The following is a 14,712-nucleotide window of genomic DNA, read 5'->3' on the forward strand; positions in this document are numbered from 1 at the left end:
CGTATTTTGCTTCATACGACGCTTCTGCTGGCTTTCTCCGGCGTTCGAGACCGCCCCGGCTATGCACAGTTTTCACCGACTACCGGGGTGCCATATGTTTACCGCACGTTCTCCCCTCTGTTGACGGGCGGTTGTGGCTGCTGACCCGCTCTTCGATTCCGAAACGATGGGTACGAGTAAATCTCACGTAGACTTCGAACAGTTCGTTACGAATCTTCTGGAGTTCCACTACCGTGAGGTGATGATGACGAGTGCGACACTCGCGGTCATCACAGCGGCGGTCGTGCTCTTCCCAGGGACGGAGAACATTACGCAGGGAATTCAATCGGACGTTTCAGGAGGCCTCCTCGTACTGTTCGTTGGCGTCGCGATCCTCGCCGGGACGGTCATGGGGATGCTGGGGTTCGGGTTTTCGCTTATCGTAACACCTGTCTTCGCGAGCGTCATCGACCCGACGCTCACGGTTGTCGTCCTCGCCATCCCGCCCTTGATGATAAACGTCTTCCAAATCGGTGAAACGGGAACCGGGATCAGATTTGTTCGCGAGGAGTGGCCACTGCTGGTCCTCGCGATCGTCGGCACTATCGGTGGTGTGGCCTTTCTCTCGTGGTTTAGCACCGGCCCGCTCGTCCCGTTTCTCATCGGACTCGTCATTTTGGGTTATGTCGTCTTCCAGGTGGTGAAGAACTTCGTCGTCGTCGAAGAGGCCCACCATCCGATCGCACTCGGTGGGATCGGACTCAGTGAGGGCTTTCTGCTCGCTGCCGCAAACCTCGGTCCGGTTCTCCCGGCGTATTTTCACACGTTCGAACGCGACGCGGAGCGGTACATCGGCGGATTGTCGATGACGCTGGGGACGATCTTCGCAACTCGCCTCGTGGTGATGACGTTCTTTACTGATCTGATGACGCCGTATCGGATCTGGCTCGGGTCGACGATCGCTGTGATCACGATCGTCGGCTTGTTGATCGGCACCTACTTGCGGCGCATCGAGATCGACGAGCAGAAGTTCACGTGGTTCCTCATCGTACTTCTGTTCGTCATCTCACTCAACATCTTCCGGAATACGGTCCCGGCACTGTTCTTCTGATAACTTCATTCGCAAATCTGTTACAAGGCAGAGGAGCGAGGAACCTCCGTGGAGGCCATCAACCCTCGGAACACGTCCAAGACGTGCCATTGTTGTGTTGAGATAGGATACCGCCATTCTCAGGCAGAGTTCAGTTGCACGAACGAGGTGGACGCAGCGCACGACACCGATGACCAGTACAGATTGGAGCCCTGGTATCGTCACAGACCCCAGAAGAACACGATGCCGGCCGTCGTGACGACGGTCAAGATGAGCTGGAGCGGTGCCCCGACGCGCGCGAAGTCGGTGAACTTGTACCCGCCGGGTCCGTAGACCATGAGATTCGTCTGGTAGCCGACGGGACTGAGTAGCGGAGTGCTGGCGGCGAACGTCACCGCGAGGGCGAACGCGAAGGTGTTGACACCGAGTTGACCAGCGACTTCCACGGCGATGGGGAGCATCAACACGATACTGGCGTTGTTGCTCATCATCTCCGTGATGATCGCGGTTCCCAGGTAGAACACCGCGAGCATCGCGATCGGCGGCAGTACGGCCCCCTCGGTGGCAATCCCCGACGCGATCAGATCTGCCGTTCCGGACGCTTCGAACGCGATCCCTAGCGGAATAACCCCGGCGAGCAGGAAGATGACGTCCCAGTCGACGGCCTCGTAGGCGTCTGCGGGACGCAGGATACCCGAAAAGAGCATTGCGACGACACCGACGAACGCGCTGACCACGATCGGGAGGTATTCGAGGGCGGCCAGTCCGACGACGCCGGCGACGATACCCAGTGCGATGGGAATCTGTGTCCGGTCGAACTCTTCCCAGCGTCTGTCACTGGAGACGACGATATTGCTGTTAGCCCGGAGCCGGTCCAGAACGTCTTCGCTCGTCTGGACGAGTAACACGTCACCGCCCTGCAGGCGTACGTCTCGGAGGCGCTGGCGAATCACCTCGTTCCCCCGGCGGACGGCAAGTACAGTCGCGTCGTAGTCGCGCTCGAATCCGACAACGCCGTTCCGTCTGTTCAACCACACCCCGGGGAGCAACACGATCTCTGTGAGCGAAATTTCGTCCTCGGCTTCCTCCGCTTTTTCGGAGGTCTCGTCGTCGTCGTTCCTGTCCGGGTCGGGTGTCGTCGACGGTCGGTTCCACGCGTGGTGTTCGGGCACAAATCCCTTAGGGAGCAGTTCGTCTCCGTCCGCTGCGGCGTCGAGGAGTTCCGGCAGGAAAGCGAGGTGTTCGTCCCCGATGACCTGTTCGAGCGTCTCCTGGCTCGCTCTGACCGAGAGGATGTCCCCAGCGCGGATCCGCTGGCTGGCAAGGCCACGCACGATGCTGCGGCCGTTGCGCACGATCTGGAACACGTCCAGATCGAGGTCACCGCGTCGTACCTCTCGTACCTGTGAGCCGACGAGGTCGGAGTTCTCGTGGACGACGACGTCGGTCAAGTAGTCAGACATGCCGAATTGGTCCGTTGGGGTCCCCTCGGCCGCGATTCGGGCTGGCGTGAGATACCGACCGACCGTCAGCAGATACAGTATACCGACGGCCAGCACGACGGCGCCGAGCTGCGTGAACTCGAACAGCGAGAACGGCTCTGCGGTCGGGCCGCCGACCTGTGCCCAGAGCTGGCTCGCGAGCAGGTTCGTCGACGTGCCGATGACGGTGAGCATCCCGCCCAGCATCGCGGCGAAGGAGAGCGGGATGAGCAGCTTTGACGGCGAGGTGCCGGTCTTCCGGGCGAGCTCCGTGACAGCGGGGATCAGCACGGCGACGATGGGTGTGTTGTTGACGAAGCCCGCCGACGGGCCAGCTAGCCCGACCGTCGCGAGGAGTTGGCGGGTTTCGCTGTCGCCCGCGAACGCCTCCATTTTCTGCGTGAGTGTCTGGATGACGCCGGTCTGTCGTACCCCTTCACTGAGGATGAACATCGCCAGCACGGTGAGCGTCGCGGGGTTCGAGAACCCCGAGACGCCTTCCTCGGGGGAGACCCCAGTCCACGGTTCGAGGAGGATGAGTACGACCATCAGGGCGATCGCGGTAGTGTCGATCGAAACGGGCTGGAAGATGAACAGGACGAGCGCGACGACGACGACTGCAAGCACCACGAATACGTCGACAGAGACAGGCAGCTGCATGGGGAGCTGCTGGAGTAGTGCCAACGGTGCTAGTACAGGTTCGTGTAGTGTGGTCGTCACAAATCGACTGGGTGCGAGTTCGTGAGGTGCGGATATAGTAGTAAGGTTCTCGTCTCTCTATCGCCGGTCTTCGGTTACGACGGGTGGAACGCCCGGATTCTGTGTGAACGTGTGGCTTCGATCGCTCTAGTCGTACTGAAACCCCCAGTGATCGTTGCGGGACGAACGCAAAGGGTCAGAGGCCGAGAGTGCAGACTACAACTCCGCAACTACGAACGCGCTGGGAGTAACACATCTGTGTACGACGGTGTGTCGGAAAGACGGGCCGATTACTCCTCTGGCGGACAGAGCAGGTGGGGTGTGCGGCGATACGCGGGCACATCGAGATACGCCCGGATGCGCTCACGGTCCTCGTCCGTGAGACCGGGTACAGCAGCCGCCGACTCCTCTTGTGAATCCATTGATATTTTCACCACGCTAGCTTTCGTCAAACAAGATAATAAGCTATGTTGAATTTTTCTAGTAATATGACCGTCTGGAAATTCGTCACGATAGTCGAAGAGATCTCGAGAACGCCATCCGAGTGTCGGTATGACCAGCACGCTGTCTCTCGACGTTGAACAGGAACCACCGCTGAACGCCACAACCAGACTGTAAGGGATGAGGATGGGAAGGGAGAGAGGTGCCTCTGAACGTGCGACCCGGTACATCCGACGCGCGGATGGTGTCGCAGTCGGTGTTTTCGAGTCGGCCTATAACACGGCTTCGATATTTTCGTCAAGAGGAAATTGCTGTTTAGACTATCGTACTAATAGCTGACAGCAACTATCGTAGCTCGTGCAACTGTCTCCACACCTGACCGCACGACGGCGGCCGGTCGAGTGTATGATGACGTGCACTCGTTACTATAGCCTTCGTTCGGAATCCGTCGGAGGATGCAGTTCTGCAACATCACGTTCGAGACGGTGACCACGACCTGTGACAGCCGTCCGCGCCCCGACCGAGGCAGAATCCCGAACGTACGGTGCAAACGCCCCGTCGCTCGTACAGCCCGCTTTCAAGAGTCACGTCGTATAAGTTACAAAATATATTAAGTTAAACTATCTAGAACAGTATACTAATGGAGTCAGGTGGACCGACGAAACCGATTCCCGAAGAGGCGAGAACCCTCGCGACATTCGTCGAAGAGCGAGTCGAGAGCCACCTTCGGAGCGTGGTCTGGTACGATCAGGGTGACTTCGAGATCCTCTATGGGCGCGCCGACGTCTTGTCGCGATACTCCACAACAGAGATCGAGGCGGTTATCGACGAACTCGCGCTCGAATCGCGTGAAAAACCACTCAAAGAACAACTCTACACACATGGTTCTCTCAACTGCACGATTCAGTGTTACGAGGGCGGTATCGAGATGCACTTTGTGATCGGTGAGGGCGAAGGAGTCGCAATCGGGCTCGACGCAGATGCGTTCGTCAGTCACGACACGTTTATCGGTACCTGTATTCAGAAAGCAGCCCTCAGTGACTAGCGTGGACGCTGCTCTTCGGTTGCATCGGCCTACGACTCACGTCGGCGCTTAGCTGGCAGTGCTGTGCTCCGGTTTCTACACGAGCTTTCACCCGGAGTACTCGTGCCGTATCACGACCGAGCCACTCCCGTCGGTCACGATAATCGTGTCACCACCGTTGTTCCAGACGGCCGCGTCCGAACCCCAGTAGAGGGCGGCTTCGGCGTCACGGCCACTGCCCGTATAGAGTCGCACTGACTCGCCACTGTCGAGCGTGAACCCGTTCGGGAACGAGTATCGATGGTCCGCTGCATCCTCGACTGTCCACCCGCTCAGATCGAGCGCACTCTCACCGCGATTCTCGAAGACGACGTACTCGTCGTTCAGGTTCTCGTGGTCGTTTCCTCCCGCATCGGCGTGGACCGACGCGACTGCAAGCGTACCGCCACTACTCCCCCCGTCGGGACTCGGCGTCGGCGTTGCTGTTCGTGCGTTTCGACACTCCCACACGCCACGCTCGGCAGCCTGCGCTCGTGATTCGTACTCGAGGAACTGACCTTTCTTCGTGAAGCTGCTGTCCGTGTACACTCGACCGTGGCCCTGTCGAACGAGGTCGGCGTTGAACAGTTCGCCGTTCAGATAGATGTAGCCCAGCAGTCGGTCGTAGTAGCCACGACGTGGTTCGTTCTCGTCGAACCGGATCGTCACTGTCTCTCCGAGTAGTCGATCGCGAGTCACGTCCGTCGCCGTCTCACCGGCCGCTGCCAGACATTGCCGGCCGGCGCTCGAATCCGGCACGCCCACGAACTCTTCGGGATGGACCTCGCCATGTGTTTCGGGTGTGTCCACACCGAGTAGTCGGACGGTATCTCGCGAGCCGTCTGACCGTTTGATCTTCACCGTGTCGCCGTCGACGATCTCCACGACGGTAGCTCGAAGCCCGGACGTCGGTGTCGCCGTTGCGGTAGCCGTTTGGGTGGCTGTCGGCGTTGCTGTCGCCGTCGACGGTGGTGTTGCTTCCGTCGTCACCGTCGTTGACTCGGTCGTCGCGGCTGCCGGCGACCGTGCCGGTTCTGAACGCGTGGATGTGTCACTATCGTCTCCCGTTACTGACGCTGACGTCGAGTCAGCCGCTGTCGACTCGGGGGCCGATGCAGCGTCCGCATCCGTGTTCGAGCTTGCAGCCGCTGTCACGTCACCCGCAGCGGTATCCGTCACGATCGGTGTCGACGGAGTAGGCGGACTGTCCGACTCGGTGGTGGGGTCACCACCGACCGCACCGACGAGGCTAACCAAGACGAGGAGATAGACGCCGGCAACGACACCGGAGGCGAAACCGCCGTCCGTCTCGATACCGGGCAGACGACTGAGCCTGTTCGCGAGGTCACGATAGTTGGTACCGATGGCAATCGGGATCGCCAACAGAAGACCGGCGATCACGAGTGGCCACAGCGAGAGATAGACGATGCCGAGGAGGATGTTTCGAAGAGTCCGTCCCGGCTTCATGCCGGGAATCCGAGCCGTCACAGGCACGACTCGTGTGAATCCCTGGCAGATATTATGCCTGGTGGTCGTCGGCGACTGTGTAGATTCGAAGGCGAACCAATAAGGGGAGTGCTGAAGCGCCGCGGTCGACCTTCCGTGAGATGTTCATGTAGTTGGGCGATTTGTACATTGCTCAAGTATCTCCAGCTGGAGAGGACCTACGACGTTTGTTCCGAGAGCACCCGTCTTGTCGGCTGCGTCGTGCGAGTGGACGTCGACGTCGGTATTTGAGTGTACAGGGCTGTGCAAACACGAATTCGAGGGAAACACGAGTGACGACACTCCGACGCGGATCCGTGCTCGTCGACGGAGCAGACGTCGTCTCGAGGCTCTATCCGATTAGATACGAAACGCAAACGCGCGTCAGATTCGCTCACATCGATCCACGCTCTGCAACGATTTGCGCAATATACCCCCAAACTTTCTTTATTCAGCCGTTGGATACAAGGTTATGGGACTACGCGAACAAGTAATACCGATTCTCGGGACTGTGCTTCTGGTGGCCACGATCTGGGTGAGCTACCAGTACTCACGGAACCGGGGCAGTTCCGGACGGCAACTCCTGAGCGATGGCGGTGAACACGCCGATCCCACCGTCCACAGGGAGAAGCCGGCGGGATGGATCAGATGGATAACGACAGTCGATCACAAGGACATCGGGATACTGTACGGTATCTACGGGACGACAGCGTTCGTCGTCGGTGGGCTGATGGTCGTCATCATGCGGTTAGAACTGTTCGACCCGGAGATGTCGCTCATCTCTCCTGCCTTCTACAACTCGTTGCTGACGAGCCACGGGATCACGATGCTGTTTCTCTTCGGGACGCCGATCCTCGCGGCGTTCTCGAACTACTTTATCCCGCTCGTCATTGGTGCAGACGACATGGCGTTCCCGCGCATCAACGCCATCGCCTTCTGGCTGCTGCCGCCCGGTGCACTTCTCATCTGGGCCGGCTTCTTCCCGATTCAAGGAATCATCCCAGCACAGACTGCCTGGACGATGTACACGCCCCTCTCGTTGGGAATCGAATCAGGCAGCATGCAGACGAACGCAGGTGTCGACCTGATGTTGCTTGGTCTCCACCTGACTGGCGTCTCGGCGACGATGGGTGCGATCAACTTCATCGTGACCATCTTCACCGAACGCGCCCCGGAGGTCACCTGGGCGAACCTCGACATCTTCTCGTGGACGGTCCTCACCCAGTCGGGGCTCATCCTCTTCGCGTTCCCGTTCTTAGGTAGTGCGATGGTCATGCTGCTGCTCGACCGCAACCTCGGGACTGTCTTCTTCGCGGGCGAGGGCGGTGCTATCCTCTGGCAACACCTGTTTTGGTTCTTCGGCCACCCCGAAGTGTACATCCTCGTGTTGCCGCCGATGGGGATCGTCAGCTACGTGCTGCCGCGGTTCTCCGGACGGCGGCTGTTCGGGTTCAAGTTCGTCGTCTACTCGACGCTCGCCATCGGCGTGCTCTCGTTCGGCGTCTGGGCACACCACATGTTCGCGACCGGCATCGACCCGCGCCTGCGGGCGTCGTTCATGGCGGTGTCGTTGGCGATCGCGATCCCCTCCGCAGTGAAGACGTTCAACTGGATCACGACGATGTGGAACGGCCGCATCCGACTCACCACGCCGATGCTGTTCTGTATCGGCTTCGTCTCGAACTTCATCATCGGCGGCGTCACCGGCGTCTTCCTCGCGTCGATCCCGATCGACCTCGTGCTTCACGACACCTACTACGTCGTCGGTCACTTCCACTACATCGTCATGGGGGCCATCGGCTTCGCTGCGTTCGCTGGGCTCTACTACTGGTTCCCCTTGGTTACGGGACGGATGTACCAGCGCAGACTCGGCAAGTGGCACTTCTGGCTCTGGATGATCGGGACGAACGTGACGTTCTTCGCGATGATCCTGCTGGGCTACGGCGGGATGCCTCGTCGCTTCGCGAGCTATCTGCCACAGTTCGTAACGCTCCACCAAATCACGACAGTCGGTGCGTTGTTCTTGCTCGTCGGTGGCGGCGTCTGGGTCTACAACTTCGTCATCTCGTGGTTCGAAGGGCCAAGGATCGACACTCACGACCCGTGGAATCTCGAGGAGGACGGGCTCTTGACTGCCGAGTGGCACTGGCTGCGAGAACAACGGCAGACGAAGATCGCCGACGGTGGCGAGACAGAGGGAGAATGATGGGCGACCGACTGGAGATTGTAGTGCTGGGCAGTAAGTACCACTTTGCACAAGAGCAAGAATTAAGCGTGTTGTGCGAGAACAAGCACAACAATAGTAAGTGTGAAAGAAATACGACCGACACGACGACGGGGGACAACGGCAGATGAGTGACGACAGTTCCATCTTGAAGCCGGCACTTGCAGTCGTCTCTGCGCTCCTCGTCGGCGGAGTGCTCTTTTTGGCTGCGAACGGTCTCATCGCCGCAGTTGGTGACGAGCCCGCCGTGAGTATGCAGTCGGGGAGCGGTGACGGTGACGGGTCGACGACTGCAGACGGCCCCGGAAAGCTCCCTGCGACGTGGAACGACACGAAGTGGTACGACGAGGAGCTTCGCAGTCAGGACCTCGAGTTCCGCGACCCGGACGCTGGGAATCAAGTACAGTTCCAGCCGAAGCAGATGAACAACTCGACGCTCCCATCGAACGAGAACCGACGCGAGCTCGTGCGCTACGGACGGCAGTTGTTCGCGGACACCTCGACGATGATGCCCAACAACACGGGCAGCGACCGAATGTCGTGTGCGAACTGCCACGGCGGTGGTTCACTCTCGTCGACTACCGGAATGGTCGGACAGGACATCGACATGATTCCGTTGGTCGGGACGGCTGCGGGCTATCCCGAGTGGACCGGTCGGACGGAGCGAATGCGGGATATGCGTCAGCGCATCCAAGGGTGCTTCCTTCGGAGCATGAACGCCGACGACGCGGAAGACGGTGTCCCCGAGTACGACTCCCGAGAAGTGCAGGCGATGGAGGCGTACATGGAGTGGCTTGGACAGGGCACGCCGATCGGAAGTGCTCCGTACTGGAGAGGGCTCGAGAAGCCCGAAGGCGACGACAAGAAGCCGATCCCGGAGGTGAACCCGGTCCGTGGAGCAGAGCTCTACATGCAGAACTGTGCGAGCTGCCACGGTGCGGACGGTCAAGGTGAGGTCGGCGAATACCCACCGTTGTGGGGTCCGGATTCCTTCAACGACGGTGCCGGAATGGGTCGGATCTACACATCCGCCGCGTTCGTCCGTGAGGCGATGCCCTACGGGTACGCCCACACGGTGACTGACTGGAGCGACGTCCAGGACATCGCGGGGTACATGAACGGCCACGACCGGCCGAGCCTCGACCGCAAACCGCAGGATTGGCCGGCAGAGGGGCCGCCCGAGGAAGCAGTGTACTACAACCGCACGCAAGAACGACTCGGATACGACATGAATCCGATGAAGAAGAAGCTCATGCTCGCCGGTATTCCGACCGGCACAGAGCCGATGAAGCGAGGCGACATTCCGGACAACGTCGGGCGGTACGACCAGCCGCTTCGGAACGTGACCGTCGAGAACAGTTCGACCGGAAACACGACCGGCGAAAATACGACGGCGCTTCAGAACCCAACGCATCACCGTGCGATCAGCGATGCGATGACCCAGAGCGAGCGAACACAGCGCGCGAGTTAAGAACCATCTCCCCTTCGATTTTTCCCCGACACGAATGAACAGTGTCCCTGGATTTGCAGCGGTCTTTACTGCGGGCGTACTGACGATCCTGTCGCCGTGCTGCCTTCCACTGATTCCCGCCGTCGTGTCGAGTGGGACGGGCCATCGCTACCGTCCCGTCGTCCTCGTCTTCGGTAGCGTACTCTCGTTTACCGCACTCGGCCTCGCCGTCGGAGCCGTTGCGAGCATCTCGCCGGAGACGTTTCGGCTCCCGTTGGTCGGGCTGCTCATCGTCTTCGGAGCGGTGTTGGTCGATGACGACCTGAATCGGATCTACGAACGCCGTGCGTCGCGACTAGCCGCGAAAGCCGACCGCCGTAGCGTTTCAACAGATGGCGGAAGTTCGCTTCTGGGTGGCTTCGTAACTGGGGCGTTACTCGGTGTCATCTGGCTTCCCTGCGTCGGGCCGATTCTCGGTGGCGTGTTAGCGTTTGCTGGAAGCAGCGGAAACACGGTGGTGAGTGGAAGCCTCCTCTTCACCTACGGCGTCGGCTTCGCAGTGCCGTTACTGGTGACGGCGTACGTTGGAAAAGACGCAATCGACCGTACTGGGTTCGCGAAGAGTCAACGGAACGTACGACGTCTCGTCGGATCTGTCCTGCTCGTAACGGGGGTCGCGCTGCTGTTCGATATCGATAAGCTCCTCATGCGGTTCGTAATCGACCTCTCACTTCCGATCGGCGTTTAGTCACACGATACCACATCAATCCATCAACACCAACTGTATGAATACGACACAACTGCTCGGACGTGCAATCCGTCTCATGCGACTCGTGACCGAGAACAGAGCCGTGAAATGGGGGACGTTACTACTCGGTGTCACGTCTATCGCGCTGATCTTCGGTGTCGCGTCGGAGGTCATGTACGGCATCGACCACGGAGCAAACCTCATCGCCTACTGGCACATTTCGATGGCGTGGGTGGGTGCCGTCGCGCTCACGACGACGTTTGTAGGGAGTCTTCTGTATCTCCGCTTCGAAGGGCGTTACTGGAACCGTCTCGCCCACAGTGCCGGTGAGATCGGGTTTCTCTTCGTGACGCTCACGTTGATTACGGGGAGCATCTGGGGGCGAGTCGTCTGGAACTCCTGGTGGGAGTGGACGGACGTTCGACTCGTCACCTTCCTCCTCGTGTGGTTCGTCTACGCGGGCTATCTCGTCGTCTACGCGTCGACCGAGCGCGGTTCCGACGAGCAGTACACTGCTGTCTACGGCGTCGTCGGCTTCCTGACGGTGCCTCTCTCGTACGTTTCGACACGACTCTGGATTCCGACGTTCCACGAGACGACCTTGGGGAACCCGCAGGTGAGTGCAAACATCAATCCCATCGTCTTGGTCGTCTCGCTGGTCGCAGTGAGTCTACTGTACATCTACCTACTCGGATTGCGGATCCGCATCCACGAAGTTGAGGACAAGATACAATACCGTGCGAGCGGAAGGAGGCGATAACGATGGAGCCGCTCCTGCTGGCTGGATACTCGATCATCTTCGTCGCGTTGTTTGCCTACGTCGTCCGCCTCCAGCGACAGCTCTCGAGACTGGAACGAACCGTCTCTGATCTAGACGAATAGATACGTACGACACCCTATTGTGGAGACAATGTACCGGACACAACAATATTGAAGTTGCTCCTCATGCATCGTCAACTGTGCGTCGAAAGACAAAGTTCGTCATAAGTGCGGTCGGTATCGTCGTTCTCCTCGCGACCCTCGGAACGACGACGATGAGCGCGTCGACCCAGTTCGTCTCCCCCACGACGCTCGAATCCGGCGACTATGGCGGCGATTGGGTCAGATTGGAGGGTGTCGTCGACGAACTCGAAACCGACCAGAACACACTTCGATTCGAGGTAACTGATCAAAACACGTCCGTCCGTGTCGTCTACGAGGGCACGATACCGGAGGCGATGAACGAAGGTCGTATCGTGGTCGCGAAAGGTGTCGTCGAGGAAGACCACCTCGTCGCAGACCAGCTCTCGGTTCGCGCTCACGAAGGCTCTGAGAACGAGAGCTGATCCATGGATCGAGACGAGCAGACAGCCGAGAGTCCCTTTCTCGACGTCAGACAACTTCGCAAGGAGTTCGGACAGTTCACCGCGCTTGCAGACGTCGAATTCGCGGTCGACCGTGGAGAGGTGATCGCCGTGTTGGGGCCGAACGGGGCCGGGAAGTCGACGCTGTTGCGACTCCTTGCGACCCTCGCACGACCGACGTCGGGCAAAATGTTGCTCGACGGCCACGACCTCACCCTGGATCCCACTCTTCGACAACAGATCGGTGTGTTCGGACACGAGACGATGCTCTACGACGGACTGACCGCTCGTGAGAACCTTCACCTGCACGCACGTCTTCACCGGGTCGCTGCGATAGAGGAACGCAGTATGTCTCTGCTCGACGCCGTCGGCCTGCGATCGCGAGCGAGTGAACGCCCGAGTCACTTCTCACACGGTCTCCGCAAGCGGCTCTCACTGGCACGGGCGCTCCTACACGACCCGCAGCTGCTCCTCCTCGACGAACCGTACTCGGGACTCGACAGGCGGTCATCGGAACAGTTCGGACACATCCTCGAGTCGGTTACCGATCGAACAATACTACTTACGACCCACGACTTCGCCGTCGCGACGCGACATGCGACGCGGGCGCTCTTCCTCGATCGCGGCCGACTCTGTGGAGAGGTGGCCCTCCGCGAGATCGACGACCCGGACGTCCTCGAACGGAAGTACGAGGTAGCGATTGGATACGCCCAATGAGAGCCTGGCTAGCGCTCGTCGTCGAGACCGTACGGAAAGATCTGTTACTCGAGTTGCGAACCAAGCAGAGTCTCTTCTTCTCGGCCGTCTTCGCGATGCTCGTCACGGTCGTCTTCGCTTTCGCTTTCGAACGCGACCTCGGATCGAGTCGTACCGTCGGACGGGCAGCACTGTGGGTGGCATTTCTCTTCGCTGGAATCGTTCTCGTGACCCGAACCGCGACTGTCGAGACGACCGACGCGGCTCTGGAAGGACTCCTTCTGGCACCGACGGATCGGACCGCCATCTTCGTTGGAAAGACGTTCGCCAACGCCCTCTTTCTCCTGTTGATCGAGAGTGCGACGCTCGTCTTCGTCTCCGTGTTCATCGGCTTCCCCCTCCCACCAGCAGCGTTCCCCCTCGTGGGTGTGACGTTCGTCCTCACAGCGGTCGGCTTCGCCGCCGTCGGCACCCTTCTCTCACTACTCGCAGTGCAATCGCGCCTGCCGGCGCTCACTCTCCCGATCCTGCTCGTTCCTGTCGTCGTTCCAGTTCTCCTCGGCGGTCTCGAACTGACCCGTGCTGCCTTGGGTGCAGCACCTGCCGAGTCGTGGCTCAAGGTACTCCTCGCCTACGATGGTATTCTCTTACTCGCTGGAATCGCCCTGTTCGAGCCGATCGTCGAAGCGTGACGCCCCAGGCCGTCACCGCCGTCGACGTCGCTGCACGAGTCGATAGCCGACGGGTCGTCGCACCGCAGGTTCGTCACAGAACCGATCGCGTCGGTCGGAGGGGAGAAAGAGAGAGCGTTCAGAGCGCTCGGTAGACGAGAATGCCGCCCCCGACTGCACCGACGAGACCGGCTAGCAGCGGGACAACTGGTGCATCGTCCAACGGAACGCTCCCGTCACCGTCCCCCGTTTCTTCACCCGACTGCGAAGCCGTCTGTGTCGTTCCGTTCGCTGGCAGTTCGACCGTGAACGTCTCGTTGTTCTCCGCACTGCCGTTCATCACCAGAATCGGGACCGGCGAGTCACCCCGTTCCAAGTTCTCCGAGTGTTCGACGTTCGCCAGGTCGTACCCCTGGACGCTCACCGCGAGGACGTCCGGGTTGTACTGGGGCGTCCGTTCGAGTGTCCGATCCTCGATCGGGTACGCGACGCCGACACGGGAGCGCTCGCCCGGCGGAATCGTCGCGTTTATCTTCGCCGTCCGACCGTCCTGGTCGACCGGCACCCGCTTGCCCTGATACATGGCGCCGCTGGCGTCGACACCCTCGGGGAGTTGCAGTTCGACCTGTCCGACGAACGGTCGATCGCCGTCGTTCTGAAGCGACACTGTCTCGACTGCAGTCGGACGACTTCCGTTTCGCGGCGCGATGAGTTGGACGACGTGACTTGCGGGCGTTCCACCCGAAGCGCTGAGGTTCGAGGTGTCGTTCGTCGGGTCGTTGGCGACGAGGCGGTACGAGTCGCCCTCGGCGTCTGTTTTGATCGTGTGGTTGTACGGGACGCCGCCGACACCGTATCGGAGGTAGTACGTCGAGTTCGGCTCGAGCGGCCCAACGGAGAACGTGCCGTTCTCGCCGGTTTTATCTTCTGTGACGATCGGGCCGTACGAACTGGCGATCTGGATGCGAGTCCCCTCCATCGCCGTTCCGTTCTCGGCGACGATCTGACCGGATACGTTGGACGACAGCGAGATATCGACGTCGGTGCCATTGTCGACGAGTGCGTAGTGGGCGCTTTCGTTGTGGACCACGCGAACGAAGTACAGCGGTGCGTCCGGCACCTCGTCGACCGAGAAGGAGGTGCCTTCGACGGTCGTGTTGACGGGGTCGCCCGTGCGCCGGTAGTTCTGGTCGATGGGGGTGATGGTCACGCGGTCTCCGTCCGCCGTCCCGTTCCCGACTGTCACCGTCCCGGAGACGGGCTCGGCGGCGACTGGGGCTGGGAGGGTCAGAACTGCGACGATACAGAACAGTGCGATCGTGGTTGCTTTGAGTTTGTGCAT

Annotated in this window: 16 protein-coding genes; 12 read left to right on the top strand and 4 right to left on the bottom strand. The window is 60.1% G+C overall.

Features of this window, described 5'->3' with window-relative positions; translation table 11 throughout:
- Positions 1-166: 166 nt before the first annotated feature.
- Complete coding sequence (locus EOHIBHHM_RS24750; RefSeq protein WP_497259614.1) at positions 167-1,090, top strand: sulfite exporter TauE/SafE family protein; 924 nt, start codon at positions 167-169, stop codon at positions 1,088-1,090.
- Between the two features lie 48 nt (positions 1,091-1,138).
- Complete coding sequence (locus EOHIBHHM_RS24755) at positions 1,139-1,402, top strand: transposase family protein (protein WP_497259616.1); 264 nt, start codon at positions 1,139-1,141, stop codon at positions 1,400-1,402.
- Here the strand turns inward: EOHIBHHM_RS24755 and EOHIBHHM_RS24760 are convergent.
- On the bottom strand, positions 1,291-3,210 hold the full coding sequence (locus tag EOHIBHHM_RS24760; protein WP_497259618.1) for an SLC13 family permease: 1,920 nt from the start codon (positions 3,208-3,210) through the stop codon (positions 1,291-1,293). The two genes, EOHIBHHM_RS24755 and EOHIBHHM_RS24760, sit on opposite strands and share 112 nt — an antisense overlap.
- 329 nt (positions 3,211-3,539) lie before the next feature.
- Positions 3,540-3,671 (bottom strand): hypothetical protein, encoded by a 132-nt coding sequence (locus EOHIBHHM_RS24765; RefSeq protein ID WP_497259620.1) that lies wholly within the window; start codon positions 3,669-3,671, stop codon positions 3,540-3,542.
- A gap of 752 nt (positions 3,672-4,423) precedes the next feature.
- On the opposite strand from EOHIBHHM_RS24765, the gene EOHIBHHM_RS24770 reads away from it, so the two are divergent.
- Positions 4,424-4,735 (top strand): DUF7522 family protein, encoded by a 312-nt coding sequence (locus EOHIBHHM_RS24770; protein WP_497259622.1) that lies wholly within the window; start codon positions 4,424-4,426, stop codon positions 4,733-4,735.
- An 87-nt stretch (positions 4,736-4,822) separates the two neighbouring features.
- Here EOHIBHHM_RS24770 and EOHIBHHM_RS24775 read toward each other — a convergent pair whose 3' ends face one another.
- On the bottom strand, positions 4,823-5,563 hold the full coding sequence (locus tag EOHIBHHM_RS24775; protein ID WP_497259624.1) for a lamin tail domain-containing protein: 741 nt from the start codon (positions 5,561-5,563) through the stop codon (positions 4,823-4,825).
- Positions 5,564-5,603: 40 nt separating this feature from the next.
- Between EOHIBHHM_RS24775 and EOHIBHHM_RS24780 the strand changes: the two genes are divergently transcribed.
- From EOHIBHHM_RS24780 to EOHIBHHM_RS24820, 9 genes are all read left to right on the top strand, one after another.
- Positions 5,604-6,023: a hypothetical protein gene (locus EOHIBHHM_RS24780; protein WP_497259626.1), complete on the top strand. Its 420-nt coding sequence runs from the start codon at positions 5,604-5,606 to the stop codon at positions 6,021-6,023.
- A gap of 687 nt (positions 6,024-6,710) precedes the next feature.
- Positions 6,711-8,444 (top strand): cbb3-type cytochrome c oxidase subunit I, encoded by a 1,734-nt coding sequence (locus tag EOHIBHHM_RS24785; protein ID WP_497259628.1) that lies wholly within the window; start codon positions 6,711-6,713, stop codon positions 8,442-8,444.
- A 145-nt stretch (positions 8,445-8,589) separates the two neighbouring features.
- Complete coding sequence (locus EOHIBHHM_RS24790; RefSeq protein ID WP_497259630.1) at positions 8,590-9,933, top strand: c-type cytochrome; 1,344 nt, start codon at positions 8,590-8,592, stop codon at positions 9,931-9,933.
- Between the two features lie 34 nt (positions 9,934-9,967).
- On the top strand, positions 9,968-10,660 hold the full coding sequence (locus EOHIBHHM_RS24795) for a cytochrome c biogenesis CcdA family protein (protein WP_497259632.1): 693 nt from the start codon (positions 9,968-9,970) through the stop codon (positions 10,658-10,660).
- Positions 10,661-10,697: 37 nt separating this feature from the next.
- On the top strand, positions 10,698-11,420 hold the full coding sequence (locus EOHIBHHM_RS24800) for a cytochrome c biogenesis protein (RefSeq protein WP_497259634.1): 723 nt from the start codon (positions 10,698-10,700) through the stop codon (positions 11,418-11,420).
- Between the two features lie 2 nt (positions 11,421-11,422).
- Positions 11,423-11,542, top strand: a complete 120-nt coding sequence (locus EOHIBHHM_RS24805) for a CcmD family protein (RefSeq protein ID WP_497259636.1) — start codon at positions 11,423-11,425, stop codon at positions 11,540-11,542.
- Positions 11,543-11,619: 77 nt separating this feature from the next.
- On the top strand, positions 11,620-11,985 hold the full coding sequence (locus tag EOHIBHHM_RS24810) for a cytochrome c maturation protein CcmE domain-containing protein (RefSeq protein ID WP_497259638.1): 366 nt from the start codon (positions 11,620-11,622) through the stop codon (positions 11,983-11,985).
- Positions 11,986-11,988: 3 nt separating this feature from the next.
- Entirely contained in the window at positions 11,989-12,720 is a 732-nt protein-coding gene (locus tag EOHIBHHM_RS24815; RefSeq protein WP_497259639.1) for an ATP-binding cassette domain-containing protein, read from the top strand.
- Positions 12,717-13,391 (top strand): heme exporter protein CcmB, encoded by a 675-nt coding sequence (locus tag EOHIBHHM_RS24820; RefSeq protein WP_497259641.1) that lies wholly within the window; start codon positions 12,717-12,719, stop codon positions 13,389-13,391. The genes EOHIBHHM_RS24815 and EOHIBHHM_RS24820 overlap by 4 nt, the downstream gene beginning before the upstream one ends.
- Positions 13,392-13,509: 118 nt before the next feature.
- Here EOHIBHHM_RS24820 and EOHIBHHM_RS24825 read toward each other — a convergent pair whose 3' ends face one another.
- Entirely contained in the window at positions 13,510-14,712 is a 1,203-nt protein-coding gene (locus EOHIBHHM_RS24825) for a hypothetical protein (protein WP_497259643.1), read from the bottom strand.

This window comes from Halogranum roseipondis (assembly GCF_059695585.1).

Coding starts and splice junctions, on each gene's coding strand:
- EOHIBHHM_RS24805 (WP_497259636.1), top strand. CDS start 11,423: ATGGAGCCGCTCCTGCTGGCTGGATACTCGATCATCTTCGTCGCGTTG.
- EOHIBHHM_RS24795 (WP_497259632.1), top strand. CDS start 9,968: ATGAACAGTGTCCCTGGATTTGCAGCGGTCTTTACTGCGGGCGTACTG.
- EOHIBHHM_RS24825 (WP_497259643.1), bottom strand. CDS start 14,712: ATGCACAAACTCAAAGCAACCACGATCGCACTGTTCTGTATCGTCGCA.
- EOHIBHHM_RS24785 (WP_497259628.1), top strand. CDS start 6,711: ATGGGACTACGCGAACAAGTAATACCGATTCTCGGGACTGTGCTTCTG.
- EOHIBHHM_RS24800 (WP_497259634.1), top strand. CDS start 10,698: ATGAATACGACACAACTGCTCGGACGTGCAATCCGTCTCATGCGACTC.
- EOHIBHHM_RS24815 (WP_497259639.1), top strand. CDS start 11,989: ATGGATCGAGACGAGCAGACAGCCGAGAGTCCCTTTCTCGACGTCAGA.
- EOHIBHHM_RS24750 (WP_497259614.1), top strand. CDS start 167: ATGGGTACGAGTAAATCTCACGTAGACTTCGAACAGTTCGTTACGAAT.
- EOHIBHHM_RS24760 (WP_497259618.1), bottom strand. CDS start 3,210: ATGCAGCTGCCTGTCTCTGTCGACGTATTCGTGGTGCTTGCAGTCGTC.
- EOHIBHHM_RS24820 (WP_497259641.1), top strand. CDS start 12,717: ATGAGAGCCTGGCTAGCGCTCGTCGTCGAGACCGTACGGAAAGATCTG.
- EOHIBHHM_RS24790 (WP_497259630.1), top strand. CDS start 8,590: ATGAGTGACGACAGTTCCATCTTGAAGCCGGCACTTGCAGTCGTCTCT.
- EOHIBHHM_RS24765 (WP_497259620.1), bottom strand. CDS start 3,671: ATGGATTCACAAGAGGAGTCGGCGGCTGCTGTACCCGGTCTCACGGAC.